Source organism: Janthinobacterium lividum, from assembly GCF_034424625.1.
Classification (GTDB): domain Bacteria; phylum Pseudomonadota; class Gammaproteobacteria; order Burkholderiales; family Burkholderiaceae_D; genus Janthinobacterium; species Janthinobacterium lividum.
Genome location: NZ_CP139976.1, coordinates 996,608 through 1,020,762, shown reverse-complemented (window position 1 = coordinate 1,020,762; position 24,155 = coordinate 996,608). Strand labels below are relative to the sequence as shown.

21 protein-coding genes, 2 tRNA genes and 4 rRNA genes are annotated in these 24,155 nt (G+C 58.8%); 14 read left to right on the top strand and 13 right to left on the bottom strand.

What is annotated here, in order from left to right:
• Positions 1-22 precede the first annotated feature (22 nt).
• Genes U0004_RS04555 through U0004_RS04545 form a run of 3 tightly spaced genes read right to left on the bottom strand, consistent with a single transcriptional unit; the run spans position 23 to position 2,687 of the window.
• Positions 23-1,558 carry an ammonium transporter gene (locus tag U0004_RS04555; protein ID WP_034784678.1) on the bottom strand — a complete coding sequence of 512 codons (1,536 nt, stop codon included), beginning with the start codon at positions 1,556-1,558 and terminating at the stop codon, positions 23-25.
• Between the two features lie 11 nt (positions 1,559-1,569).
• The gene (locus U0004_RS04550; RefSeq protein WP_010393464.1) at positions 1,570-1,908 is read right to left on the bottom strand and encodes a P-II family nitrogen regulator; all 339 of its coding nucleotides are present in this window, start codon (positions 1,906-1,908) and stop codon (positions 1,570-1,572) included.
• Between the two features lie 11 nt (positions 1,909-1,919).
• Entirely contained in the window at positions 1,920-2,687 is a 768-nt protein-coding gene (locus U0004_RS04545) for a TorF family putative porin (protein WP_070254362.1), read from the bottom strand.
• A gap of 270 nt (positions 2,688-2,957) precedes the next feature.
• On the opposite strand from U0004_RS04545, the gene U0004_RS04540 reads away from it, so the two are divergent.
• From U0004_RS04540 to U0004_RS04525, 4 genes are all read left to right on the top strand, one after another.
• Positions 2,958-3,206 (top strand): accessory factor UbiK family protein, encoded by a 249-nt coding sequence (locus U0004_RS04540; RefSeq protein WP_034749434.1) that lies wholly within the window; start codon positions 2,958-2,960, stop codon positions 3,204-3,206.
• 110 nt (positions 3,207-3,316) lie between these two features.
• Positions 3,317-4,837 carry a YifB family Mg chelatase-like AAA ATPase gene (locus U0004_RS04535; protein ID WP_070254363.1) on the top strand — a complete coding sequence of 507 codons (1,521 nt, stop codon included), beginning with the start codon at positions 3,317-3,319 and terminating at the stop codon, positions 4,835-4,837.
• Positions 4,838-4,900: 63 nt separating this feature from the next.
• Positions 4,901-5,446, top strand: a complete 546-nt coding sequence (locus tag U0004_RS04530) for a hypothetical protein (RefSeq protein WP_070254364.1) — start codon at positions 4,901-4,903, stop codon at positions 5,444-5,446.
• Positions 5,447-5,626: 180 nt separating this feature from the next.
• On the top strand, positions 5,627-5,971 hold the full coding sequence (locus U0004_RS04525; protein WP_034749443.1) for a DUF1840 domain-containing protein: 345 nt from the start codon (positions 5,627-5,629) through the stop codon (positions 5,969-5,971).
• A 60-nt stretch (positions 5,972-6,031) separates the two neighbouring features.
• Here the strand turns inward: U0004_RS04525 and rrf (U0004_RS04520) are convergent.
• From rrf (U0004_RS04520) to U0004_RS04490, 7 genes are all read right to left on the bottom strand, one after another.
• Positions 6,032-6,144 (bottom strand): 5S ribosomal RNA (gene rrf, locus U0004_RS04520).
• 179 nt (positions 6,145-6,323) lie between these two features.
• Positions 6,324-6,436: ribosomal RNA gene (rrf, locus tag U0004_RS04515) — 5S ribosomal RNA — on the bottom strand.
• Positions 6,437-6,574: 138 nt separating this feature from the next.
• Positions 6,575-9,450, bottom strand: a 23S ribosomal RNA gene (locus U0004_RS04510).
• Between the two features lie 238 nt (positions 9,451-9,688).
• Positions 9,689-9,764 (bottom strand) — tRNA-Ala (locus U0004_RS04505).
• A 66-nt stretch (positions 9,765-9,830) separates the two neighbouring features.
• A tRNA-Ile gene (locus tag U0004_RS04500) sits at positions 9,831-9,907 on the bottom strand.
• Between the two features lie 100 nt (positions 9,908-10,007).
• Positions 10,008-11,538, bottom strand: a 16S ribosomal RNA gene (locus U0004_RS04495).
• The 16S, 23S and 5S rRNA genes sit together here with 2 tRNA genes alongside, the layout of an rRNA operon.
• A 385-nt stretch (positions 11,539-11,923) precedes the next feature.
• Positions 11,924-12,700, bottom strand: coding sequence for an enoyl-CoA hydratase (locus U0004_RS04490; RefSeq protein WP_070254127.1), 777 nt, complete (start codon positions 12,698-12,700; stop codon positions 11,924-11,926).
• A gap of 62 nt (positions 12,701-12,762) precedes the next feature.
• Between U0004_RS04490 and U0004_RS04485 the strand changes: the two genes are divergently transcribed.
• The gene (locus U0004_RS04485) at positions 12,763-14,082 is read left to right on the top strand and encodes an MFS transporter (RefSeq protein ID WP_231958534.1); all 1,320 of its coding nucleotides are present in this window, start codon (positions 12,763-12,765) and stop codon (positions 14,080-14,082) included.
• Positions 14,083-14,219: 137 nt separating this feature from the next.
• The gene (locus tag U0004_RS04480; protein WP_070254126.1) at positions 14,220-14,657 is read left to right on the top strand and encodes a universal stress protein; all 438 of its coding nucleotides are present in this window, start codon (positions 14,220-14,222) and stop codon (positions 14,655-14,657) included.
• Between the two features lie 41 nt (positions 14,658-14,698).
• On the opposite strand, the gene mltA is transcribed toward U0004_RS04480, so the two are convergent.
• Positions 14,699-15,964, bottom strand: a complete 1,266-nt coding sequence (gene mltA, locus U0004_RS04475; RefSeq protein ID WP_231958533.1) for a murein transglycosylase A — start codon at positions 15,962-15,964, stop codon at positions 14,699-14,701.
• A 10-nt stretch (positions 15,965-15,974) separates the two neighbouring features.
• On the opposite strand from mltA, the gene U0004_RS04470 reads away from it, so the two are divergent.
• Entirely contained in the window at positions 15,975-16,121 is a 147-nt protein-coding gene (locus U0004_RS04470; RefSeq protein ID WP_167468630.1) for a hypothetical protein, read from the top strand.
• A 22-nt stretch (positions 16,122-16,143) separates the two neighbouring features.
• Here U0004_RS04470 and apaG read toward each other — a convergent pair whose 3' ends face one another.
• Positions 16,144-16,518: a Co2+/Mg2+ efflux protein ApaG gene (gene apaG, locus U0004_RS04465; RefSeq protein WP_034785627.1), complete on the bottom strand. Its 375-nt coding sequence runs from the start codon at positions 16,516-16,518 to the stop codon at positions 16,144-16,146.
• 165 nt (positions 16,519-16,683) lie between these two features.
• Here apaG and rpe point away from each other — a divergent pair, with 165 nt between their 5' ends.
• From rpe to U0004_RS04430, 7 genes are all read left to right on the top strand, one after another.
• Positions 16,684-17,358, top strand: a complete 675-nt coding sequence (rpe, locus tag U0004_RS04460) for a ribulose-phosphate 3-epimerase (protein WP_070254125.1) — start codon at positions 16,684-16,686, stop codon at positions 17,356-17,358.
• Positions 17,358-18,062, top strand: coding sequence for a phosphoglycolate phosphatase (locus U0004_RS04455; protein WP_070254124.1), 705 nt, complete (start codon positions 17,358-17,360; stop codon positions 18,060-18,062). Before rpe ends, U0004_RS04455 begins: the two co-directional genes overlap by 1 nt.
• Before the next feature lie 269 nt (positions 18,063-18,331).
• Complete coding sequence (gene trpE, locus U0004_RS04450; protein ID WP_070254123.1) at positions 18,332-19,828, top strand: anthranilate synthase component I; 1,497 nt, start codon at positions 18,332-18,334, stop codon at positions 19,826-19,828.
• Between the two features lies 1 nt (position 19,829).
• The gene (locus U0004_RS04445; protein WP_070254122.1) at positions 19,830-20,393 is read left to right on the top strand and encodes an anthranilate synthase component II; all 564 of its coding nucleotides are present in this window, start codon (positions 19,830-19,832) and stop codon (positions 20,391-20,393) included.
• 65 nt (positions 20,394-20,458) lie between these two features.
• Positions 20,459-21,502, top strand: coding sequence for an anthranilate phosphoribosyltransferase (gene trpD / locus U0004_RS04440; protein ID WP_070254121.1), 1,044 nt, complete (start codon positions 20,459-20,461; stop codon positions 21,500-21,502).
• Between the two features lie 34 nt (positions 21,503-21,536).
• Entirely contained in the window at positions 21,537-22,337 is an 801-nt protein-coding gene (trpC, locus tag U0004_RS04435) for an indole-3-glycerol phosphate synthase TrpC (RefSeq protein WP_070254120.1), read from the top strand.
• 20 nt (positions 22,338-22,357) lie between these two features.
• The gene (locus tag U0004_RS04430; RefSeq protein WP_070254119.1) at positions 22,358-22,822 is read left to right on the top strand and encodes a hypothetical protein; all 465 of its coding nucleotides are present in this window, start codon (positions 22,358-22,360) and stop codon (positions 22,820-22,822) included.
• Here U0004_RS04430 and U0004_RS04425 read toward each other — a convergent pair.
• A complete protein-coding gene (locus U0004_RS04425) occupies positions 22,773-23,942 on the bottom strand; it encodes a GGDEF domain-containing protein (protein WP_231958530.1) in 1,170 nt (389 codons plus the stop codon). The genes U0004_RS04430 and U0004_RS04425 overlap by 50 nt on opposite strands.
• Positions 23,943-24,155: the final 213 nt, after the last annotated feature.

Sequence of the window (24,155 nt, the reverse complement as noted above, 5' to 3'; positions counted from 1 at the left end):
TGGCATGCCAGATAATGCCTATTTAGCCATGATACGCTTGCTCGCCGTGGCTGGTGATATCGAGACCTTCGCGCTCTTCTTCTTCCGGTACGCGCAGGCCGATGACGATGTCGACCAGTTTATAGGCGATAACGGAGACGATGGCCGACCAGAGGATGGTGGTGCCGACCGCTTGCGCCTGCACCCACACCTGGTGGCCGATCGAGTACGGATCCGCCGACATCTTGTTGGTGACATAGTCGAATACGCCCTGGCCGCCCAGTTGTGGCGCAGCAAACACACCCGTCAGCAAGGCACCGAGGATACCGCCCACGCCATGCACGCCGAACACGTCGAGCGAATCGTCGGCGCCGATCAGGCGTTTCAGGCCATTCACGCCCCACAGGCAGACGACACCGGCCAGCAAGCCGATGACCAGGCCGCCCATCGGGCCGACAAAACCGGCCGCCGGGGTGATCGCCACCAGGCCGGCCACGGCGCCGGACGCGCCACCGAGCATGGAAGGCTTGCCTTTGCTGATCCACTCGCCAAACACCCACGACAGGGTGGCGGCGGCCGTTGCCAGCAAGGTGTTGACGAAGGCCAGGGCAGCCACGTCGCCCGCTTCCATCGAGGAACCGGCATTGAAACCGAACCAGCCCACCCACAGCAGCGACGCGCCGATCATGGTCATCGTCAGAGAGTGCGGTGCCATCGATTCGCGGCCGTAGCCGACGCGTTTGCCGATCATGATGGCGCCCACCAGGCCGGCGACAGCGGCATTGATGTGCACCACGGTGCCGCCGGCGAAGTCCAGTGCGCCTTTTTGCCAGATCCAGCCCGCTTTCAGGGCTTCGCTGGCCGAGGTGGCGGCGCTGGTGATCAGGTCAGGCCCGGTCCAGAACCACACCATGTGAGCCGCTGGCAGGTAGGCGAACGTGAACCACAGCACGACGAAGGCCAGCACGGCGGAAAACTTGGCGCGCTCGGCAAAGGCGCCGACGATCAGTGCGCAAGTGATGGCGGCAAACGTGCCCTGGAAAGCAACGAAGACGAACTCGGGAATGACGACGCCCTTGCTGAAGGTGGCGGCGGCGGCAAACGTACCCTTGGCCGGATCCCAGATACCATTCAGGAACAGGCGGTCGAAGCCACCGAAGAAGGCGGTTTTTTCCGTGAAAGCGATCGAGTAGCCGTAGATACACCACAGCACGATGACCAGCGCGAACACCATGAACACTTGCATCAGCACCGACAGCATGTTTTTCGAGCGCACCAGTCCGCCGTAGAACAGGGCCAGGCCGGGGATCGTCATCAAGATCACCAGCAAGGTGCTGATCATCATGAAACTGGTGTCGCCCTTGTTGGCGACAGGCGCGGCGGCTGGTGCTGCAGCAGCGGGGGCCGGAGCGGCGGCGGCAGGCGCTGCGTCAGGAACCGGCGTGACGGCGGGAGCGGCGACGGCCGTGGTTGTGGCCGCCTCCGTCTTGGCGGGCGCATCGGCAAAGCTTGGCGTGGCAATGCCAAACGCACACAGGCAGGCTATCCCAGCTAGCAATTTTGTTATATTTTTATGCATCAATATTCCCCTTAGAGCGCTTCGTTGCCGGTTTCACCGGTACGGATGCGGATGACCTGTTCCAGGTTGTAGACGAAAATCTTGCCATCACCGATTTTACCGGTACGCGCGGCACCTTCGATCGCTTCGATGGCCTGGTCGACAATGGCGTCATCGACGGCCGCTTCAATCTTGGTCTTTGGCAAGAAATCAACGACATACTCGGCGCCACGGTAGAGTTCCGTGTGGCCTTTCTGGCGGCCGAAGCCCTTGACTTCCGTGACGGTAATGCCTTGCACATTGATAGCCGACAAAGCTTCGCGTACTTCGTCCAGTTTGAACGGTTTAATGATTGCAGTAATCATTTTCATGGCAGTCTCGCTTAAAAGGTTTTGGACACGGTCAGCACGAGACCGGATTTCGCCAGATTCTTGCCGTTCGGAGCCAGCGATACGTTATTGGCCTTGACGGCCGCCAGGGAAACGGTCGCCACGCCGAAGTCCTTGGTCACGCCAATCTTGTAATCGCTGTAGCTGAGAGAATCATTGTGCTCGACCTTCTGACGTCCGACATGCAGGTTCAGCATGTAGCCATCATGCACCTCGACGTTGGCACCCACGTCGAGGTAGCCGCTGTTCTTGCTGTCGGCGACACCGAACAGATTCGTCGTCGAATGCGAGTATTTGACATATATCGGGCCATAGCCGAGTTGGCCGTACAGCTCGAAGGTGTTGGCATTGGTGCTCAGTCCATTCGAGGGATAGAAATAGTACAGGCCGCCCACGTCATAGGTAAAATCCTTGCTGATCTCGCCCCGCTTGCCGCCGTAGATATCCCATTCCAGATTGGTGTCGCCGCCGCCATCCTTGATCCATTTGATACTCGACAACCAGGTGCCCACATACAGGCCCGTCGGGTTATGGGTATAGTCGGCGCCGCCGCTGATGGCCGGTTTCAAGCGGCTTTGCGACAGGCCGCGGTAACGGTAGTCGCTGGTCAGCGCCACGTTATAGCTCACCACGTTATCAGGCACGGCTTCGGCCGCAGCAGGCGCCGCCACTGCATCCTGGGCCATGGCGCTACCGCACATGGCGGTCATGGCCAGCGTCAACGCTGCAGCTAAAGTCATGTTCTTGGACAGATTCTTCATGGCGATTCCCTTTTATTGAACTTTTAAAGCGGTTGAGGTTTAAAATCTTGGCTGGAGATCACAAAGCGTTCATACCTTCTTTAGCAGAATACGTGCCAGCTCCATTGCCACCTTGACAGGTGCGTTTCCGGCCACACATACCCTACAAGCCTCTGGGCATGCGGGTACGGGCTGCTAAAGCATTGTGAATTTGCCCAGATTCGCACCAGATTAACGCCGCTGTGCACCGCAATGGTGCGATGCACAGGCCGCACCATAAAAGGACTGACCATGGACATGAATACCTTCTTTAACGATTTGCAAGGCAAGATCCATCAAGCCATCGAAAACTCGCCGGCCAAGGATATCGAGAAAAACGTGAAGTCGATGATGACCCAGGGCTTCGCCCGCCTCGATCTCGTCACGCGCGAGGAATTCGATATCCAGGCGCAAGTACTGGCCAAGACCCGCGCCAAACTGGACGCACTGGAATTGCGCCTGATCGAACTGGAAACGCGCCTGAACGACACCAAGGCGTAAACTGCGGCCGGCAGGGCCCGTTATTGACGGCCTTGCTGGCATACCTCAAGCCTGGCGGCGTTTCTAGCGCTAGACTGATCCTGCCCGCGCCCGCGCTACAGGGGAGTCTGATGAGCCTGGCCGTCCTGAAAAGCCGCGCCCTGGCCGGCATGGAGGCGCCCGAGGTAAGTGTCGAAGTCCACCTTGCCAACGGCTTGCCTTCGTTTACGATTGTCGGCTTGCCGGATACGGAAGTGAAGGAATCGCGCGACCGTGTTCGTGCCGCGTTGCAAAACTGCGGCTTTGAAATGCCGGCGCGGCGCATCACGGCCAATCTGGCACCAGCGGACTTGCCCAAGGAATCGGGCCGCTTCGACTTGCCCATTGCACTGGGCATCCTGGCCGCCTCCGGCCAGTTGCCGGGCGATCAATTACATCACTATGAATTCGCGGGCGAACTGTCGCTCTCAGGCCAGTTGCGCCCCATCCGCGGCGCCCTGGCCATGACCTTTGCCATGCAGCGCAACCAGTCGGGCGCGCCACGCGCCTTCATCCTGCCGCAGGCAAACGCGGACGAGGCCGCTCTCGTCGGCGATGCCTGCATCTATCCCGCCCACAGCCTGCTCGAGGTCTGCGCGCATTTTGCCGCGCACGCCAGCCAGAACGCCCTGCAACGCCACCAGCCCGTGCTGGTAGCGCACGCTTTTCCGTATCCCGACTTTGCCGACGTGCAGGGGCAGCAGCAGGCGCGGCGGGCACTGGAAGTGGCGGCAGCGGGCGGTCACAACGTCTTGATGGTGGGGCCGCCAGGCGCAGGCAAGACCATGCTGGCCAGCCGCTTTCCCGGCGTGCTGCCGCCCATGAGCGATGAAGAAGCGCTGGAATCGGCTGCCGTGCATTCGCTGGGCGGCCACTTCAAGGTGGAACACTGGAAACGGCGGCCCTATCGCTCCCCGCACCAGACAGCATCCGGCGTGGCACTGGTGGGTGGCGGCAACGTACCGCGCCCGGGAGAAATCTCGCTGGCCCACTGCGGCGTGCTGTTTCTCGATGAAATTGCCGAATTCCAGCGCCGGGTACTCGATGTGCTGCGTCAGCCCATGGAATCGGGCGTGATCAGCATTTCACGCGCGGCCCGCCAGGCCGAGTTTCCTGCCCGCTTTCAACTGATCGCCGCCATGAATCCCTGCCCGTGCGGCTATCTGGGGCACGCTTCCGGCCGCTGCCGCTGCACGCCAGACGCCGTGCTGCGCTATCACAATCGCCTGTCCGGCCCGCTGCTCGACCGTATCGACCTGCAGATTGAAGTGGCCGCCATGCCGCCGGCCGCGCTGGGCCGGCAGGCCGGTGCCGGAGAATGCACGCAGCGGATCGCCACGCGGGTAGCGGCAGCCTATGCCTTGCAGCTGGCGCGCCAGGGAAAATCGAACCAGCAGCTGAGCAACACGGAAATCGAGCAGCATTGTCGCCTTGAAAAGCATGGCGAACAGTTGCTGCATGGCGCCATGACGCGTCTGCACTGGTCCGCGCGCACCTATCACCGGGTACTGCGCGTGGCGCGCAGCATCGCGGACCTGGCGGGCAGCCCGGCCATCGTGCAGCCACATGTTGCCGAAGCGATCCAGTACCGGCGCGTACTGCGTGAAATATAAGGCGGCCATGAGCCCCACGCGTGCACGATTGCGCGTGATGGACGGCGCTGCTACCATCTGCTGATGAAAAAAACATCACTTTCCCTCGTCCTGGCGACGCTCGCGGCTGCCAGCGTCCTGTCCGCCTGTAGTCCGAAATTCGACTGGCGCGACTATCGCAGCCCCGATGCCCAGTTCACGGCCCTGTTTCCAGGCAAGCCGGCCGTGCTGACGCGCGAGATCGATCTCGATGGCAAGAAAGTCAGCCTGACCATGACGGCGAGCGAGGTCGATGGCAATACCTTCGCCATTGGCAGCGCCGTGCTCGACAGTGCGGAACAGGCACAAACGGCCCTGCCCGCCATGCAGATGGCCCTGTTGAAAAATATCAAGGGTACCGTGCGCAGCGAAAAATCGGCCTCGGCGGCCAGCAGCACGGCGGCCGGCAGCCATCAACGCAGTTCGCTGAGCATCGAAGCGACGGGGACGCAGCAGGGCAAGCCCGTCCTGCTGGTCGGCCGTTTTGTGGCGCAGGACAAACGCATCTTCCAGGTCATCATTCTCGGTGAAGAAAGCAAGCTGTCGCGTGACACCATCGACACCTTCATGGACTCCGTGAAACTAGATTGAGACTTAACGATCGCTTAAACGGGTGTTTTCACGATAAACAAGCTCTTGTAAATGCGTGCGGTGTCCAACAGATGGCCCTATCCGGCTTGCAAATGTGCAATCCGGGCAATCGGACGGCCTGTGCGACATTTCAAGTCGTGATATTGTTTCGACACTAACAACAAGTTTCAGAAAGCGCTTATGTTGATCTCATTCAAATCCAAATCCTCCCCAGAAGTGCTGATGTACCAGGAACATGCCCAACGCATCCTCGACATCCTGCACAAGAACCCCACGCGCGGCGTCATCACGCCAGCGGAAGCGGGCGATGCCCTGGCCCTGCTGGAAAAAGAAGTCGCGGAAAGCAAATTGCATCCGGAAAACGACATCGAACACGATGCGCATACGCCGGAAACCCTGGAAGATGGCGAAACGGGCGCCCATGCGCGCGCGCAAAAAGTGCATTTTTCGCAGCGCGCCTATCCCTTGATGGAAATGCTGCGCTCGGCCAAGGCGGAAAATGAAAGCATCACCTGGGGCATCTGATCCGATGAACGCTGCAGACGAAAAAAAACCCCGCACACGCGGGGTTTTTTTATATAACAAGCCTGACGATAACCTACTTTCACACTGGTTGCAGCACTATCATCGGCGCAAAGTTGTTTCACGGTCCTGTTCGGGATGGGAAGGGGTGGGACCAACTTGCTATGGTCATCAGGCATAACTTTTTCAACAGCCTGCTCCCAACGGGGCAGCAAACCATCTGATCTGAGGAGGCGAATTATATAGCAATTTTCCTGAAGATGGGACTAAATGTGGGCTTTTATAGCGATAAAAGCGTCAAACAAAAAAAAACCCGACCATTGCTGATCGGGTTTTTCTCTACTGCGAATAACAAGCCTGACGATAACCTACTTTCACACTGGTTGCAGCACTATCATCGGCGCAAAGTTGTTTCACGGTCCTGTTCGGGATGGGAAGGGGTGGGACCAACTTGCTATGGTCATCAGGCATAACTTGTACTGGCGTTTGTCTCCTGTGGGACGACAAAGCCTGAATCTGGAAGAAGCAAAGATTGGGGTAATGACTGGTAGTATCAACACACACGCAACGTTGTACCGTCTTATCCTCTGCACCTGCTAAGGTTATAGGGACAAGCCGTACGGGCAATTAGTACTGGTTAGCTTAATGCATTACTGCACTTCCACACCCAGCCTATCAACGTCCTGGTCTCGAACGACCCTTCAAAGAGCTCAAGGCTCTGGGAAATCTCATCTCAAGGCAAGTTTCCCGCTTAGATGCTTTCAGCGGTTATCTCTTCCGAACTTAGCTACCCGGCAATGCCACTGGCGTGACAACCGGTACACCAGAGGTTCGTCCACTCCGGTCCTCTCGTACTAGGAGCAGCCCCCTTCAAATTTCCAACGCCCACGGCAGATAGGGACCAAACTGTCTCACGACGTTTTAAACCCAGCTCACGTACCACTTTAAATGGCGAACAGCCATACCCTTGGGACCGGCTACAGCCCCAGGATGTGATGAGCCGACATCGAGGTGCCAAACTCCCCCGTCGATATGAACTCTTGGGAGGAATCAGCCTGTTATCCCCAGAGTACCTTTTATCCGTTGAGCGATGGCCCTTCCATACAGAACCACCGGATCACTATGTCCTACTTTCGTACCTGCTCGACTTGTCAGTCTCGCAGTTAAGCACGCTTATGCCATTGCACTATCAACACGATGTCCGACCGTATCTAGCGTACCTTCGAACTCCTCCGTTACACTTTAGGAGGAGACCGCCCCAGTCAAACTGCCTACCATGCACTGTCCCCGATCCGGATAACGGACCAAGGTTAGAACCTCAAACAAACCAGGGTGGTATTTCAAGGTTGGCTCCACGAGAACTAGCGTCCCCGCTTCAAAGCCTCCCACCTATCCTACACAGATTGGTTCAAAGTCCAATGCAAAGCTACAGTAAAGGTTCATGGGGTCTTTCCGTCTAGCCGCGGGTAGATTGCATCATCACAAACATTTCAACTTCGCTGAGTCTCGGGAGGAGACAGTGTGGCCATCGTTACGCCATTCGTGCAGGTCGGAACTTACCCGACAAGGAATTTCGCTACCTTAGGACCGTTATAGTTACGGCCGCCGTTTACTGGGACTTCAATCAAGAGCTTGCACCCCATCATTTAATCTTCCAGCACCGGGCAGGCGTCACACCCTATACGTCCACTTTCGTGTTTGCAGAGTGCTGTGTTTTTATTAAACAGTCGCAGCCACCAGTTTATTGCAACCCTTTCACCCTCATGGAGTAAACCAATCAAGCTACCGGGGCGTACCTTTTCCCGAAGTTACGGTACCAATTTGCCGAGTTCCTTCTCCCGAGTTCTCTCAAGCGCCTTAGAATACTCATCTCGCCCACCTGTGTCGGTTTGCGGTACGGTCTCGTATGACTGAAGCTTAGAGGCTTTTCTTGGAACCACTTCCGATTGCTTCGTGAACAAGTTCACTCGTCTCAACCCCTTGAATTGCGCACCCGGATTTGCCTAAGTGCCTTCTATGAGCCAAAAACCAACTATTCCAACAGTTGGACAACCTTCCGCGATCCGTCCCCCCATCGCATCATACGACGGTGCAGGAATATTAACCTGCTTCCCATCAGCTACGCATCTCTGCCTCGCCTTAGGGGCCGACTCACCCTGCTCCGATGAACGTTGAACAGGAAACCTTGGGCTTACGGCGTGGAGGCTTTTCACCCCCATTATCGCTACTCATGTCAGCATTCGCACTTCTGATACCTCCAGCATCCTTTACAAGACACCTTCGCAGGCTTACAGAACGCTCTCCTACCATATCCAATAAAGGATATCCGCAGCTTCGGTGACTGGCTTAGCCCCGTTACATCTTCCGCGCAGGACGACTCGATCAGTGAGCTATTACGCTTTCTTTAAATGATGGCTGCTTCTAAGCCAACATCCTGACTGTTTTAGCCTTCCCACTTCGTTTTCCACTTAGCCAATCTTTGGGACCTTAGCTGGCGGTCTGGGTTGTTTCCCTCTTGACGCCGGACGTTAGCACCCGACGTCTGTCTCCCAAGCTCGCACTCATCGGTATTCGGAGTTTGCAATGGTTTGGTAAGTCGCAATGACCCCCTAGCCATAACAGTGCTCTACCCCCGATGGTGATACTTGAGGCACTACCTAAATAGTTTTCGGAGAGAACCAGCTATTTCCAAGTTTGTTTAGCCTTTCACCCCTACCCACAGCTCATCCCCTAATTTTTCAACATTAGTGGGTTCGGACCTCCAGGGCGTGTTACCGCACCTTCATCCTGGCCATGAGTAGATCACTTGGTTTCGGGTCTACACCCAGCGACTGATCGCCCTATTCGGACTCGATTTCTCTACGGCTTCCCTATCTGGTTAACCTTGCCACTGAATGTAAGTCGCTGACCCATTATACAAAAGGTACGCAGTCACGGAACAAGTCCGCTCCTACTGTTTGTATGCACACGGTTTCAGGATCTATTTCACTCCCCTTCCGGGGTTCTTTTCGCCTTTCCCTCACGGTACTGGTTCACTATCGGTCGATTACGAGTATTTAGCCTTGGAGGATGGTCCCCCCATATTCAGACAGGATGTCACGTGTCCCGCCCTACTTGTCGTACGCTTAGTACCACCGGTCCGATTTCACATACGGGGCTATCACCCGCTATGGCTCCTATTTCCAGAGGATTCTGTTATCGGTCCGACTATCACGTACAGGCTCTTCCCATTTCGCTCGCCGCTACTTTGGGAATCTCGGTTGATTTCTTTTCCTGCAGCTACTTAGATGTTTCAGTTCGCCGCGTTCGCCTTGCATACCTATGTATTCAGTATGCAATACCCTAAAAGGGTGGGTTGCCCCATTCGGAAATCTGCGGATCAAAGTGTGTTTGCTCACTCCCCGCAGCTTATCGCAAGCTACTACGTCCTTCATCGCCTGTAATCGCCAAGGCATCCACCATGTGCACTTATTCGCTTGTCCCTATAACGTTAGCCTCTGATTACCTAAATAATCAAAGAGCGCTACAGGGATAAGAAAGTACAACGTTGTTGCTTGTTTGTTGATACATACAATCATTACCCATCGATTTACCTTTTACGGCAAACCGATCAATAAATAATCTTTACTTCTTCCAGATTGTTAAAGAACGAAACAGCTTTGATCGCTAAAAGATCAAACCTAAACCTGACGGCTTACGTTTGCACTTTCGAGTAAAACGTGGTGGAGGATGACGGGATCGAACCGACGACCCCCTGCTTGCAAAGCAGGTGCTCTCCCAGCTGAGCTAATCCCCCTGGGGTATTACATACTGGTAGGTCTGGCTGGACTAGTGTCCACCTTACCCCCGGGTCTGTTTTTACTGGTAGGGCTGGTTGGACTCGAACCAACGACCCCCGCGTTATCAACACGGTGCTCTAACCAGCTGAGCTACAGCCCCAACGCGGAACTACTACGACTACTGTTTCTTCTTCATTTAACAGTCGATAAGTGTGAACATTTGATGCGTGAACCAGTTACCTGATTCGTGCAAACTCTAGAAAGGAGGTGATCCAGCCGCACCTTCCGATACGGCTACCTTGTTACGACTTCACCCCAGTCACGAATCCTACCGTGGTAAGCGCCCTCCTTGCGGTTAAGCTACCTACTTCTGGTAAAACCCGCTCCCATGGTGTGACGGGCGGTGTGTACAAGACCCGGGAACGTATTCACCGCGACATGCTGATCCGCGATTACTAGCGATTCCAACTTCATGCAGTCGAGTTGCAGACTACAATCCGGACTACGATACACTTTCTGCGATTAGCTCCCCCTCGCGGGTTGGCGGCGCTCTGTATGTACCATTGTATGACGTGTGAAGCCCTACCCATAAGGGCCATGAGGACTTGACGTCATCCCCACCTTCCTCCGGTTTGTCACCGGCAGTCTCATTAGAGTGCCCTTTCGTAGCAACTAATGACAAGGGTTGCGCTCGTTGCGGGACTTAACCCAACATCTCACGACACGAGCTGACGACAGCCATGCAGCACCTGTGTACTGGTTCTCTTTCGAGCACTCCCCAATCTCTCGGGGATTCCAGCCATGTCAAGGGTAGGTAAGGTTTTTCGCGTTGCATCGAATTAATCCACATCATCCACCGCTTGTGCGGGTCCCCGTCAATTCCTTTGAGTTTTAATCTTGCGACCGTACTCCCCAGGCGGTCTACTTCACGCGTTAGCTGCGTTACCAAGTCAATTAAGACCCGACAACTAGTAGACATCGTTTAGGGCGTGGACTACCAGGGTATCTAATCCTGTTTGCTCCCCACGCTTTCGTGCATGAGCGTCAATCTTGACCCAGGGGGCTGCCTTCGCCATCGGTGTTCCTCCACATATCTACGCATTTCACTGCTACACGTGGAATTCTACCCCCCTCTGCCAGATTCTAGCCTTGCAGTCTCCAATGCAATTCCCAGGTTGAGCCCGGGGATTTCACATCAGACTTACAAAACCGCCTGCGCACGCTTTACGCCCAGTAATTCCGATTAACGCTTGCACCCTACGTATTACCGCGGCTGCTGGCACGTAGTTAGCCGGTGCTTATTCTTCAGGTACCGTCATTAGCAGGAGATATTAGCTCTCACCGTTTCTTCCCTGACAAAAGAGCTTTACAACCCGAAGGCCTTCTTCACTCACGCGGCATTGCTGGATCAGGCTTTCGCCCATTGTCCAAAATTCCCCACTGCTGCCTCCCGTAGGAGTCTGGACCGTGTCTCAGTTCCAGTGTGGCTGGTCGTCCTCTCAGACCAGCTACTGATCGATGCCTTGGTAGGCTTTTACCCTACCAACTAGCTAATCAGATATCGGCCGCTCCACGAGCATGAGGTCTTGCGATCCCCCACTTTCATCCTTAGATCGTATGCGGTATTAGCGTAACTTTCGCTACGTTATCCCCCACTCTAGGGTACGTTCCGATATATTACTCACCCGTTCGCCACTCGCCACCAGAGCAAGCTCCGTGCTGCCGTTCGACTTGCATGTGTAAGGCATGCCGCCAGCGTTCAATCTGAGCCAGGATCAAACTCTTCAGTTTAATCTCTGTTACTTTGCCGTTTTACCGGCACCGTCATTGCTGACGGGTCGCTCACTTCAAAAACAACTGACAGGCCACTTCTTGCGAAGCGTCCTATTTCATTTATTTATTCGTGAACATTTGATATTTTAAGTTAGACGCCAATCCGAAGATTGACGCTGCACTTGCATCAAATGCCCACACTTATCGACTGTTAATTGTTAAAGAACTGTATTCGGTTACTGCTTTCGCGCTATCGACAAAGCGTTGTGTTTGTCAGCTGCGAAGAAGGAAGAGTATGAAGCGTTTGCAGCATTTCGTCAACCTTCTTTTTTACTACCCAGCCCCGGAAGGCCGTCCCTTTTGTGCCGCAAACTAGTGCGTCTCATCGGGGAGGCGAATCATATCAAAGACCGTCGAAGTTTGGCAAGCGCTTTTCCAGGAAAGCGTGCATGCCTTCTTTTTGCGCAGGCGTACCGAAGGCAGCCTGGAACAAACGGCGCTCGTAGGCGACGCCATCCGTCAAGGTGGTTTCAAAGGCGCGGTTGACGCAATCCTTGATCATCATGGCAACCGAGGTCGGCATGGCGGCAATGGTCTTGGCGGCAGCCAGGGTTTCTTCCAGCAATTTATCGGCCGGCACCACGCGCGACACGAGGCCGATGCGTTCCGCCTCGGCAGCGTCGATGGCGCGCGCCGTCAGCAACAGGTCCATGGCCTTGGCCTTGCCGATGGCGCGCGGCAGACGCTGCGTACCGCCCGCGCCTGGCGTGACGCCGACCTTGATTTCCGGCTGACCGAATTTGGCGCTGTCGGCAGCGATCAGGAAGTCGCACATCATGGCCAGTTCGCAGCCGCCACCGAGCGCATAGCCCGCCACCGCGCCCACCACAGGTTTGCGCACGCGCAAGATATGTTCCCAGTTGCGGCTGATGTAGCCCTGGGTAAAAGTGTCCGGATAGGTGTAATCGGCCATGGCGGCGATGTCGGCGCCGGCGGCAAACGCTTTTTCGCTGCCCGTGAGCACGATGCAGCCGATATTCTCGTCGGCATCGAACTTCAGCAAGGCGTCGCCCAGCTCATTCATCATGTTGTCGTTCAAGGCATTCAATGCCTTCGGGCGATTCAGGCGGATGACCGCCACTTTGTCCTGGATATCGATGATCAAGTCTTCGTATTGCATATAGTCTCCTCTGGATGAACACGGTGCAACGATTGTAGCGGCTAACGGCAGCGGCGCGGCAGGTGCGCTGCTATTATTGTGAGCCTGATCATTTTCATATCGAGCAAGATATTTTCTCCTCCCTCTTCCAGTACTGCGCCCATTACCTGCGCGGCGACGGCAGCGCCGCCAGCGTCAATTTCCGCCGCCTGTGGTTCAGCAACGGCCTCAATTGCTTCGGCGCCCAGATCACCTCGCTGGCCCTGCCCTTGTGCGCGGTACTGTTACTGCATGCGACGCCGGAACAGATGGGCATGCTGGTCGCCCTGCAGGCGCTGCCGTTCGCCCTCTTCGGCTTGCCCGTCGGCGTGCTGCTGGACCGGCGCAGCAAGCACCCGATCATGCTGTTCAGCGAAAGCATGTCTGGCCTGGCTCTGGCCAGCGTGGCCGTGGCTTACTGGTGCGGCGTGCTGTCCATGCCGTGGTTATATATAGTGGGGTTCATCATCGGCACGGGCTTCGTCGTCGGTGGCGGTGCCGAACAGGTGTTTCTGACTTTCCTGGTGGGCCGCGACGGCTTGATCGATGCGCAATCGAAATTTGCCGCCACCGAATCGGCGTCGCGCCTGATCGGTCCCGGCCTGGCCGGCGTGCTGGTGCAAGTCTTGTCAGCGCCCGTCGCCATCCTGTGCACGGCGTGCGGCTATCTGATTTCCGTCTTCAATTTGCGTGCCATGAGCGTGCGCGACCCGCACCCTGCCCCATCCGACAAACATGCCTTGCGCGACATCGCCGACGGCTTGCTGTTCGTCTGGCGCGAACCGCTGCTGCGCGCGCTGGCCTGGGGCGCCGGCATCTGGCACTTCCTGTTTTACGCCAGCATGGCCTTGACGGTGCTGTTCGCCACGCGCGACCTGGGCATGAGTCCTGGCGTGCTGGGCATGACGCAGATGCTGGGCGGCGCCGGCGTCTTGCTCAGCGCCTTCATCGTCAAGCCATTGACGAAGCGCTACGGCGCCGGCCGCACCATCCTGATCGGCCTGGCATCGACCTCGCTCTGCTTTGCCCTGACGCCAACGATTCCCGCCGCGCTGTTCGGCAGCGCCGCCGCCAGCGCCTTGGCGTATGCCATATTGATGTTCTTTTTCGATTGCGGCGTGATGCTGTTCTTTATTCCCTATCTGGGCCTGCGCCAGAAAGTCACGCCCGACCCCATGCTGGGCCGCATGACGTCGACCATGCGCTTCCTGACGGTGGCGACGGCGCCGCTGGGCGCGCTGGCCGCCGGCTGGATCGCGGAACACTTTGGCGTGCGCAATGGACTGGCCTGCATCGCGGCCGGCAGCATCCTGTTGACAGCCGCCATGGTGTGGGGCACGCCGCTGCGTAGTGTGCGCACCTGATGCGATGAACAGGCATACACTGCTAAAAGATTGCCTTGGCGACACTATTCACGCCAAAGCCTATGAGGTTTGATTTATATCAAGGTTTGAATTGATATAAATCCATAAGCTGTCTTACATCACTTGAGGAGCACGCTATGTTTAACACCATCTTATTTCCCACCGACGGCTCGCCGTTGTCCGACAAGGCCGCCGAGACCGCCCTCGCCTTCGCCCAACTGAACAAAGCCAAGCTGGTCGCCATCAGCGTGGTGCAGCCTTTCCCGTTTTCGCCGATGGCCGACGGCGGCATCGTGCTCGACGCCAGCCTGTATGAACAACAGATGCAGGAAGCGTCGCAACGCGCCATCGACAAGATCGGCGCAGCGGCCCGCACCGCCGGCGTGCCCTTCGAAGGCGTGGTGGCCGTGTCACCTAGCCCGCACGATGAAATCGTCAATGCGGCGCAGACCTACCATTGCGACATCATCCTGATGGCCTCGCATGGCCGCAAGGGCTTGAACAAGCTGTTCGTGGGCAGCGAAACGCAAAAAGTGCTGGCCCACACGCACTTGCCAGTGATGGTTCTGCGCTAAGCTGACGCCAGACCATCACCCGCCGGCGCCGCGCACCTCCTCTAGCGCGCCGGTGCCTGCTTCGGCAACAACACCCACACGGCGCCGCTCTGCTTCATGCGGCCCGCATTCTCGGCCGCTTCCGCGCCAAAGCCAAAGAAATAATCGACACGGATCGGCCCGCGAATGGCGCCGCCCGTATCCTGCGCCATCACCAGGCGCTGCATGGGGATCTCGCTATTGGCTTGCGTGGTGGACAAGAACACGGGCGCGCCCAGCGGCAGGAAACGCGAATCGATGGCTACCGAGCGCTGCGGCGTCAGCGGCACGCCCAGCGCGCCCTTCGGCCCCACTTTCGGGTCGGGCAGGCGCTCTTCCTTGAAGAAGACATAGCTGGGATTAGCGTTGAACAATTCATCCTTGCGCGTGGGATGGCCGGCGATCCACGCCTTGATGCCTTGCGCGGATGCCTGGCTCAAGGTCAGCTCGCCCTTGTCGACCAGGTAGCGGCCGATCGATTTATACGGATGGCCGTTTTGATCCGCATACGCCACACGCACGGTTTCCTGCGTATCGGTCAACTGCACGCGCCCGGAACCCTGCACTTGCAGGAAGAATGCCTCGACTTCGTCATCCACCCACAGCAATTCCTTGCCCGTGACGGAGGTGGCGCGCTCGATGTCGGCGCGGGTTGCGTACGGTATCACCTTCTTGCCGACCAGCTTGCCGCGCAAGCGCATGTTTTTCAGTTCCGGATACACGCCGGCCAAGTCCACCGAAACCAGGTCGTCAGGCACCTTGTACAGCGGTGTCTGGTATGGACCGCCGCGCTTGCGCGCGCCGTGCAGCAATGGCTCGTAATAACCGGTCACCAGTCCAGTATTGGCGCCATCGGCGGTGACGACTTGATTGGGCACAAAGAAGGTCTCGAAAAACAGGCGGATGGCCTTGTCGCTGTCGGCATTCACCTGGCGCGCAATCGTGCACGATTCTTTCCAGTCCGGACGCTTGACGAGCACGCCGCACGACGCCATAAAGGCGGGCCAGGCCGCGCGCATGTCGTCGCGGGCCCAGCCAGGCAAGGCGGCAAACTTGGCGGGCACGAATGTGGGGGCTGCCGCATCCGTGGCATCCTTGGCGTCGGCAGGCTTGGCCGGCACCGGCCTGACGACGGTCGGCGCGATGGCGGGCGCCTTGCCGCTGGAAGCAGCGGGTGGCGTGGACGGCGTGGTGCAGGCGGAAAGCGCAAGCGCGACGCCACCGGCTGAAACGAGTAGACTACCGCGTGTAAACAGACGGCTGGTAAATGGGCTGCGTGTAAATAACATAGGGGTGCGTATGTGGATCTTGATGATAGAGGCGCTGGTGGCGTTCTTCTTGCTGGCATTTATAGTCTGGTGGACCATGTACTCGGGCAAAAAGCCCGCACCGCCGGCGCGCAAGCAGCTCAGTGAAGAACAGGACGCCACCGAAAAACTGAAATAAGGGGCAAGCCCCCGGCGTTTCCTTAATGCAGGGTGCGCGGCACCGACAGCACGAACTCGGGAATCGGCGCTTCGAACTGATGGCCGTCTTCGGCCACGCAAAAGTATTCGCCATGCATCGAGCCTTGCGGCGTGCCCAGCATGGTGCCGCTCGTGTATTCGAACTGCTCGCCCGGCTGCAGCAGCGGCTGGTGGCCGACGGCGCCCAGGCCGCGTACCTCTTCCACCTTGTTGTTCGCATCCGTGATGACCCAGTGGCGCGAAATCAGTTGCGCGCCAGCCGTGCCCGTGTTGACGACGCGGATCGTGTAGCTGAACACGTGCCGCCCCTGGTCGGGTGCCGATTGATCGGGCAGGTATTGCGTCTTGACCGTTACCGTAAATTCATAAGTCGCCATCGTCATTCCTATTCAGACATTGCCAGTCATATTGAGTGTCGCGCGCGCCGCATTGGCCATCGCGCGATGCGTATTCTGTATTTCACCGTACTTCAATGAGGCACGGTAGCGGCGTCAGGCGTAAAATAGCGCAAATCGCATTTTCTATCCTTTGGCTACTTCACCATGACAACATTCCGTATCGCTCCCAGCATCCTGTCCGCCGACTTTGCCCGCCTGGGCGAGGAAGTGCGCAACGTCGTTACCGCCGGCGCCGACATCATCCACTTCGACGTGATGGATAACCATTACGTGCCGAACCTGACCATCGGCCCCCTGGTGTGCGAAGCGATCCGCCCGCACGTGCAAGTACCCATCGATGTGCATCTGATGGTCAAGCCTGTCGATCGCATTATCCCGGATTTCGCCAAGGCTGGCGCGAACATCATCACCTTTCACCCGGAAGCGTCGGATCACGTCGACCGTTCGCTGCAGCTGATCCGCGACAATGGCTGCAAATCGGGCCTGGTGTTCAACCCCGGCACGCCGCTGCACTACCTGGAACACGTGATGGACAAGATCGACATCATCCTGATCATGTCCGTCAACCCGGGCTTCGGCGGCCAGTCCTTCATTCCGCAAGCGCTGAAGAAGATCGCCGAGGCACGCCGCATGATCGACGAGTCGGGCCGTGACATCATGCTGGAAGTCGATGGCGGCATCAAGATCGACAACATCGCCGCTGCCGCCGCCGCCGGCGCCGACACCTTTGTCGCCGGCTCGGCCATCTTCGGCAAGCCGGACTACAAGGCCGTCATCGACGCCATGCGCGCCGAGCTGGCAACTGTCAAAGGCGCCTGATGCAAGCGGGCACGGTGAAAGACCACGTACTGGCCGGCGTGCGCGCCGCCATCATCGACCTCGATGGCACGATGCTCGACACCGTGCCCGATTTTCATGTTGCCATCAATGGCATGCGCGCCGAACTGGACCTGGCGCCCATCAGCGCCGACGCCATCGAACTGATGGTGGGCAAAGGCTCGGAAAACCTGATCCGCACCGTGCTGGCGCTCGACTTCGATGCGGCCGGCGTGGAACAGCGCTTCGAGCAGGCGATGGACGGTTACCAGCGCCACTACCTGGCCATCAACGGCCAGTTCAGCACCTTGTACCCGGACGTGGAAGAGGGACTGGCGGCGATGAAGGCGGCGGGCTTGCGCCTGGCCTGCGTCACCAACAAGCCGATCGCCTTCGCTCTGCCCCTGCTGAAACTGAAAAACCTGGACCAGTATTTCGAGATCGTCTACGGCGGCGATTCGCTGCCGCAGAAAAAACCGCACCCCATGCCGCTGCTGCAAGTGTGCGCGGACTTCGACTTGCCGCCCTCCAAAGTGGTGGCCATCGGCGACTCCTCGAATGACGCACAAGCGGCCAGGGCTGCGGCTTGCCCCGTACTGACGGTACCGTATGGCTACAATCACGGACACTCTATACACGATACCGATTCCGATGGTATAGTAAAGACACTGCTCGAAGCAGCCCGTTTTATTAGCATGCAAAATTAACCAGCATACTGACCAAACCCAACACCATATCGTGAACACGTTTCTCATCAAAAAACACAATGTCACCCAAACCGGCTCGATTGAGGCCTGGCTTTGGCGACGCTGGCAATCCTGGCAGGCCTAAGGGCCGAGCCGTTACGATTGCTGCCGGCTGCACACGCGTCCTTTGCGCATTTTGCGCATATTGCATGTCCCGGCAAGTTTTTTGATAACCCACCGCAGGGTTTGTGCACTATGCACACTCATACCCTGACGGCATGGAGAGAAACATGACCGAACTCGAATTCAAATCGCTGGCCCAGCAAGGCTACAACCGCATCCCCCTGATCGCGGAAGCGTTCGCCGACCTGGAAACCCCGCTCACCCTGTACCTGAAACTGGCACAGTCCCAACAAGGCGGCAAGAACACCTTCCTGCTCGAATCCGTCGTCGGCGGCGAACGCTTCGGCCGCTACTCCTTCATCGGCTTGCCCGCCACGACCGTGTTGCGCAGCTACGGCAAGCGCACCGAAATCGTCAAGAACGGCACGGTGATCGAAGAGCACGAAGGCAATCCGCTCGACTTCATCGAACAGTTCCAGTCGCGCTTCAAGGTAGCCCTGCGCCCCGGCATGCCGCGCTTCTGCGGCGGCCTGGCCGGCTACTTCGGCTACGACACCGTGCGCCACATCGAGAAAAAACTGGCCGGCGGCGCGCCGAAAGATGACTTGAAGCTGCCCGACATCCAGCTGATGGTGACGGAAGAACTGGCCGTCATCGACAACCTGTCCGGCAAACTCTACCTGATCGTCTACGCCGACACCACGCAGCCCGAATCGTTTTCGAAAGCACAGCAGCGCCTGAAGGACTTGCGCATGATGCTGCGCCGCGGTGTCGATGCACCCGTCACCAGCGCTTCCGTGCGCACGGAAACCATCCGCGATTTTTCCAAGGAAGACTACCTGAAGGCCGTCGCCAAGGCGCATGAATACGTGATGGCGGGCGACCTGATGCAGGTACAGATCGGCCAGCGCATCCGCAAGCCGTATGTCGATTCGCCGCTGACACTGTACCGCGCCTTGCGTTCGCTCAATCCGTCCCCGTATATGTACTTCTATAATTTCGGCGACATGCAGATCATCGGCGCCTCGCCGGAAATCCTGGTGCGCAACGAGAAGACGGCGGACGGCGGCAAGAAAGTCACCTTGCGTCCGATTGCCGGCACCCGTCCGCGCGGCGCCACGCCAGAGCGCGACGCCGAACTGTCGGCCGAGCTGCTGGCCGATCCGAAGGAGATCGCCGAGCACGTGATGCTGATCGACCTGGCGCGCAACGATATCGGCCGCATCGCCGAAACGGGCAGCGTGCAGGTTACCGACCGTATGGTCATCGAAAAATACTCGCATGTGCAGCACATCGTCTCGAACGTGGAAGGCACGCTGAAGGATGGCCTGTCGAACCTGGACGTGCTGCGCGCGACCTTCCCCGCCGGCACCCTGACGGGCGCGCCGAAAGTGCGCGCCATGGAAGTGATCGACGAACTGGAAATCACCAAGCGCGGCATCTACGGCGGCGCCTGCGGCTACCTGTCGTTTGGCGGCGAAATGGATGTGGCGATCGCCATCCGCACGGGCGTGGTCAAGGACGGCATGCTGTACGTGCAGGCCGCGGCCGGCATCGTCGCCGACTCCATCCCCGAAATGGAATGGCAGGAAACGGAAAACAAGGCGCGTGCCGTATTGCGTGCCGCCGAACAAGTGCAAGATGGCCTGGATGGAGGGTTTTAAGATGCTGCTGATGATCGACAACTACGACTCCTTCACCTACAACATCGTGCAGTATTTCGGTGAACTGGGCGAAGACGTGCGGGTCTACCGCAACGATGAAATCACGATCGCACAGATCGAGGCGCTGAACCCGGACCGCATCTGCATCTCGCCCGGGCCGAAAGCGCCGGCACAGGCGGGTATTTCGGTGGAAGTGCTCAAGCACTTCGCCGGCAAGAAACCGATATTGGGCGTGTGCCTGGGCCACCAGGCCATCGGCGAAGCGTTTGGGGGCAAGGTCATCCGCGCCAAGCAAGTCATGCATGGCAAGACTTCCCTCATCGCGCATACGGGCGTGGGCGTTTTCAAAGGCATGCCCAGCCCCTTCACAGTGATCCGCTACCACTCTTTGGCGATCGAACGCGCCTCGCTGCCTTCCTGCCTGGAAGTGACGGCGTGGACGGACGACGGCGAAATCATGGGCGTGCGCCACCGGGAATACGATATCGAGGGCGTGCAGTTCCACCCCGAATCGATCCTCTCGGAGCACGGCCACGCCCTGCTGAAGAACTTTCTCGAGCGCTGATTTTCCGCGCACGCCACGGCGTGCCATCAGTGTCGTCCTGCGCCATCATTGAAGAAGGAAGCATCATGCCGATCACCCCACAAGAAGCCCTGCTGCGCTGCATCGAACACCGCGAAATCTTTCACGACGAAATGCTGTACCTGTTCCGCCAGATCATGTCCGGCGAAATGTCGCCCACCATGATCGCCGCCCTGACCATGGGCTTGCGCGTGAAAAAGGAAACCATCGGCGAAATCGCCGCCGCCGCGCAAGTGATGCGCGAGTTTTCCACCAAGGTGCCCATGGCCGACACCACCAACCTGCTCGACATCGTCGGCACGGGCGGCGACGGCGCGCACACTTTCAATATTTCCACCGCCTCGATGTTCGTCGCGGCGGCGGCCGGCGCGCGCGTCGCCAAGCATGGCGGGCGCAGCGTCTCGTCCTCGTCCGGCAGCGCCGACGTGCTGGACTCCCTGGGCGTCAACATCAACCTGCAGCCCGAGCAGATCGCCCAGTCGATCGCGCAGACGGGCATCGGCTTCATGTATGCGCCGAACCACCATGCGGCCATGAAGCATGCGGCGCCCGTGCGCAAGGAGCTGGGCGTGCGCACGATTTTCAACATCCTCGGTCCGCTGACGAATCCGGCCGGTGCGCCGAACATCCTGATGGGCGTGTTCCATGCCGACCTGGTCGGCATCCAGGTGCGCGTGCTGCAGCGCCTGGGCGCGCAGCACGCCATCGTCGTGTATGGCCGCGACAATATGGATGAAGTCTCGCTCGGTGCCTCTACCCTCGTCGGCGAACTGGTCAACGGCGAAATCCGCGAATATGAAATCCATCCCGAAGACTTCGGCATGTCGATGATCGCCAGCCGCAACCTGAAGGTGGCCGATGCCGCCGAATCGAAGGCCAAGATGATGGAAGCGCTGCGCGGCGAGCCAGGTGCCGCTGCCGACATCGTCGCCCTGAACGCGGGCACGGCGCTGTACGCGGCCGGCGTGGCCAGCTCGATCGAAGACGGCCTGGCGCGCGCGCGCGCCGCCGTCGGCTCGGGCGCGGCGCTTGCGAAACTCGCTCAATTCGTGCAGGTCACGCAGCAGCTGGGCACCCCGGCAAAAGCGTAAGCTCCCCGCCCTCCCTTATAGAATAGCGACCATCATGTCCGACATACTCGATAAAATCCTGGCCGCGAAGGCCGATGAAGTGGCCAAGGCCAAAGCCCGCCGCAGCCTGGCCAGCCTGCGCGGCGACGTGGAAAGCGACAGCGCACTGCGCGCCGGCCTGCGCGGCTTTGAAGCGAGCCTGCGCCAGCACATCGCCGCCGGCAAGCCCGGCATCATCGCCGAAGTGAAAAAAGCGTCGCCGTCGAAAGGCGTGATCCGCGCCGACTTCCGTCCGGCTGATATCGCCGCCAGCTATGCGGCGCATGGCGCGGCTTGCCTGTCCGTGCTGACGGACGAACAGTTCTTCCAGGGATCCGTGGAGTATCTGCAGCAGGCGCGCGCCGCCTGCGCCATCCCCGTGCTGCGCAAGGATTTCATGGTCGACATGTACCAGATCTATGAAGCGCGGGCCATGGGCGCCGACTGCATCCTCCTGATCGTCGCGGCGCTCGACCATGGCCTGATGGCGGAGATGGAAGCGTGCGCCCACGAACTGGGCATGGGCGTGCTGATCGAAAGCCACGACGGCGAAGAGCTGACGGCGGCCCTGAAACTCAAGAGCGCGCTGATCGGCATCAACAACCGCAACCTGCGCACCTTCGAAACGTCGCTCGACACGACCATCAATCTCTTGCCGCGCATCCCGCAAGACAGATTGATCATCACGGAATCGGGCATCCACAGCACGGCCGACGTGCAACGCATGCGCGACGCGCACATCCACAGCTTCCTCGTGGGCGAAGCGTTCATGCGTGCGCCAGACCCCGGCGTGGAGCTGGAACGCCTGTTCAGCTAAACCATGGTAGGCTGGCAGGCATGAGACACGCGATAATCGTCCTTGCCACCGCCAGCCTGCTGTCGGCTTGCCAGACTGCGGCCCCGCCAGCGGCGCGCACGCCCACACCTACGCCCGCTCGCACGCCCGCCGCAATACAGCTCGCCGCCAGCATCGACGCCTACAAATCACTGGTGGCGCAGCAGATCATGGAGGCCAACGCTGCATACACGTTCAGCGGACGCCTGCCGCCCATGCTGCCGGCCATCGTCGTGCTTGACCTGAGCGTGGGGCCCGACGGCGAGCTGAAAAGCGTGCACGTCCACCGTTCGCGCGACAGCGAAGCATCGGCTGCGGCCCTGGCCGCCGTGCGGCGCGTGCAGGCGCTCTTTCCGCCGGCGGCACACCTGATGCGCCGCCATGCCAAGACCTTCGATTTTTCCGAAACCTTCCTGTTCAACGACCAGTACCGATTCCAGCTGCGGACATTGTCCGGTCCACAGTAAGCGCAGCGGTATCGAGTTCGATGCGGTCGCGTCCCCGCTCCTTGGCCAGGTACAGGGCCGCATCGGCGCGCGACAGCAACTGTTCCAGCCCTTCCACCACCGATGCCTGGCAAGCGACGCCGATGCTGACCGTACACGAAGGCAGTCCCGCATGACGAGACTCACGCAGCAAGGTGCGGATGCGTTCGGCCACGCCCAGCGCACTTTGCGCCGGCATGTCCGGCATCAGCACGACGAATTCCTCGCCGCCGTAACGCGCCACGCAATCCGATTCGCGCAAGGCCCCGCCGATGACAGTGGCCACATGCGCCAGCACCTGGTCTCCCACCGCGTGACCGTAGCGGTCATTGATCGATTTGAAGTAATCGAGGTCGATGCTGAGCAGTGTCAGCGGCAAACGGCGGCGCCGCAGATTGCCCATTTCGCGCGCATAGGCGTCGCCAAAGCCGCGCCGGTTCAGCACCTGCGTCAGCGGATCGTGGGTCGAGCGGCGCTCCAGTATCTGCTGCAGGCGACGCGTCGCCACCGTCATGAAGCCCACCGTCAGCAGCAGCGCCATGAAATTGGCGACCGCCAGATAGATGCCGGCCGGCGTGCCGGCCACCGTCAGGTTCACGCTGGCGCCGCCATGCAGCAAGGCAGACACGCCGCGCGCCAGCACCACGATCGCCTGTGTCAGCATCAGCGCGCCAAAGAAAAAACTCGAGAAATGGCGCTCGCCATGGCGCCACACCAACTGCGCCTGGCGGGCGTAAAACAGGAAGACCAGCAGGGAGAAGACCGCCACGCGCGCCGAGAAATCAGGGTGCACCAGCAGCCACCAGCTATTGCCGGCGATGGCCAGGGCAAGTATCAGCAGATAGGCGCGGCGGCTGGGCGCCAGGCCAAAGAATGTCTCCGTGCCCAGCATCGACAGGCCGATGCCAGCCACCAGCGCCGCATTGGCCGCGATCACGGACAATGCCGGCGGCAGCACTTCGCGGGTGCCGAACAGCAGGGACGCGCACACCAGCAACAGCAAACCGGCCGCCCAATGCCCCAGGCCATGCACCTCGCGCCGGAAACTGCGATACACCGAAAACATGACGATGCTCATCGCCCCGCACATTAGGGTCGTCATCAGCATAATCGTTCGGGGATCGAGGGTTTGCACGTTGGGTGCGATCTAAAAGAAGCGGTTCGGCAATTTTAGTTTAGTTAAAGAAAAATTAGTTCATTTGCAGTAAATATGATGGCAAGCCGCCAGTTTCGTCGGATAAATTGCATTTGAGAAATTGTTTCTTGAAATAAAAAACCGGCCAGTGACGGCCGGTTTTCTGTCTTACTGCATGAG

Coding starts and splice junctions, on each gene's coding strand:
- rpe (WP_070254125.1), top strand. CDS start 16,684: ATGACAACATTCCGTATCGCTCCCAGCATCCTGTCCGCCGACTTTGCC.
- U0004_RS04490 (WP_070254127.1), bottom strand. CDS start 12,700: ATGCAATACGAAGACTTGATCATCGATATCCAGGACAAAGTGGCGGTC.
- U0004_RS04545 (WP_070254362.1), bottom strand. CDS start 2,687: ATGAAGAATCTGTCCAAGAACATGACTTTAGCTGCAGCGTTGACGCTG.
- U0004_RS04540 (WP_034749434.1), top strand. CDS start 2,958: ATGGACATGAATACCTTCTTTAACGATTTGCAAGGCAAGATCCATCAA.
- U0004_RS04555 (WP_034784678.1), bottom strand. CDS start 1,558: ATGCATAAAAATATAACAAAATTGCTAGCTGGGATAGCCTGCCTGTGT.
- U0004_RS04480 (WP_070254126.1), top strand. CDS start 14,220: ATGTTTAACACCATCTTATTTCCCACCGACGGCTCGCCGTTGTCCGAC.
- U0004_RS04525 (WP_034749443.1), top strand. CDS start 5,627: ATGTTGATCTCATTCAAATCCAAATCCTCCCCAGAAGTGCTGATGTAC.
- apaG (WP_034785627.1), bottom strand. CDS start 16,518: ATGGCGACTTATGAATTTACGGTAACGGTCAAGACGCAATACCTGCCC.
- U0004_RS04550 (WP_010393464.1), bottom strand. CDS start 1,908: ATGAAAATGATTACTGCAATCATTAAACCGTTCAAACTGGACGAAGTA.
- U0004_RS04425 (WP_231958530.1), bottom strand. CDS start 23,942: ATGACGACCCTAATGTGCGGGGCGATGAGCATCGTCATGTTTTCGGTG.
- trpE (WP_070254123.1), top strand. CDS start 18,332: ATGACCGAACTCGAATTCAAATCGCTGGCCCAGCAAGGCTACAACCGC.
- U0004_RS04445 (WP_070254122.1), top strand. CDS start 19,830: ATGCTGCTGATGATCGACAACTACGACTCCTTCACCTACAACATCGTG.
- U0004_RS04455 (WP_070254124.1), top strand. CDS start 17,358: ATGCAAGCGGGCACGGTGAAAGACCACGTACTGGCCGGCGTGCGCGCC.
- U0004_RS04535 (WP_070254363.1), top strand. CDS start 3,317: ATGAGCCTGGCCGTCCTGAAAAGCCGCGCCCTGGCCGGCATGGAGGCG.
- U0004_RS04430 (WP_070254119.1), top strand. CDS start 22,358: ATGAGACACGCGATAATCGTCCTTGCCACCGCCAGCCTGCTGTCGGCT.
- mltA (WP_231958533.1), bottom strand. CDS start 15,964: ATGTTATTTACACGCAGCCCATTTACCAGCCGTCTGTTTACACGCGGT.
- trpD (WP_070254121.1), top strand. CDS start 20,459: ATGCCGATCACCCCACAAGAAGCCCTGCTGCGCTGCATCGAACACCGC.
- U0004_RS04470 (WP_167468630.1), top strand. CDS start 15,975: ATGTGGATCTTGATGATAGAGGCGCTGGTGGCGTTCTTCTTGCTGGCA.
- trpC (WP_070254120.1), top strand. CDS start 21,537: ATGTCCGACATACTCGATAAAATCCTGGCCGCGAAGGCCGATGAAGTG.
- U0004_RS04530 (WP_070254364.1), top strand. CDS start 4,901: ATGAAAAAAACATCACTTTCCCTCGTCCTGGCGACGCTCGCGGCTGCC.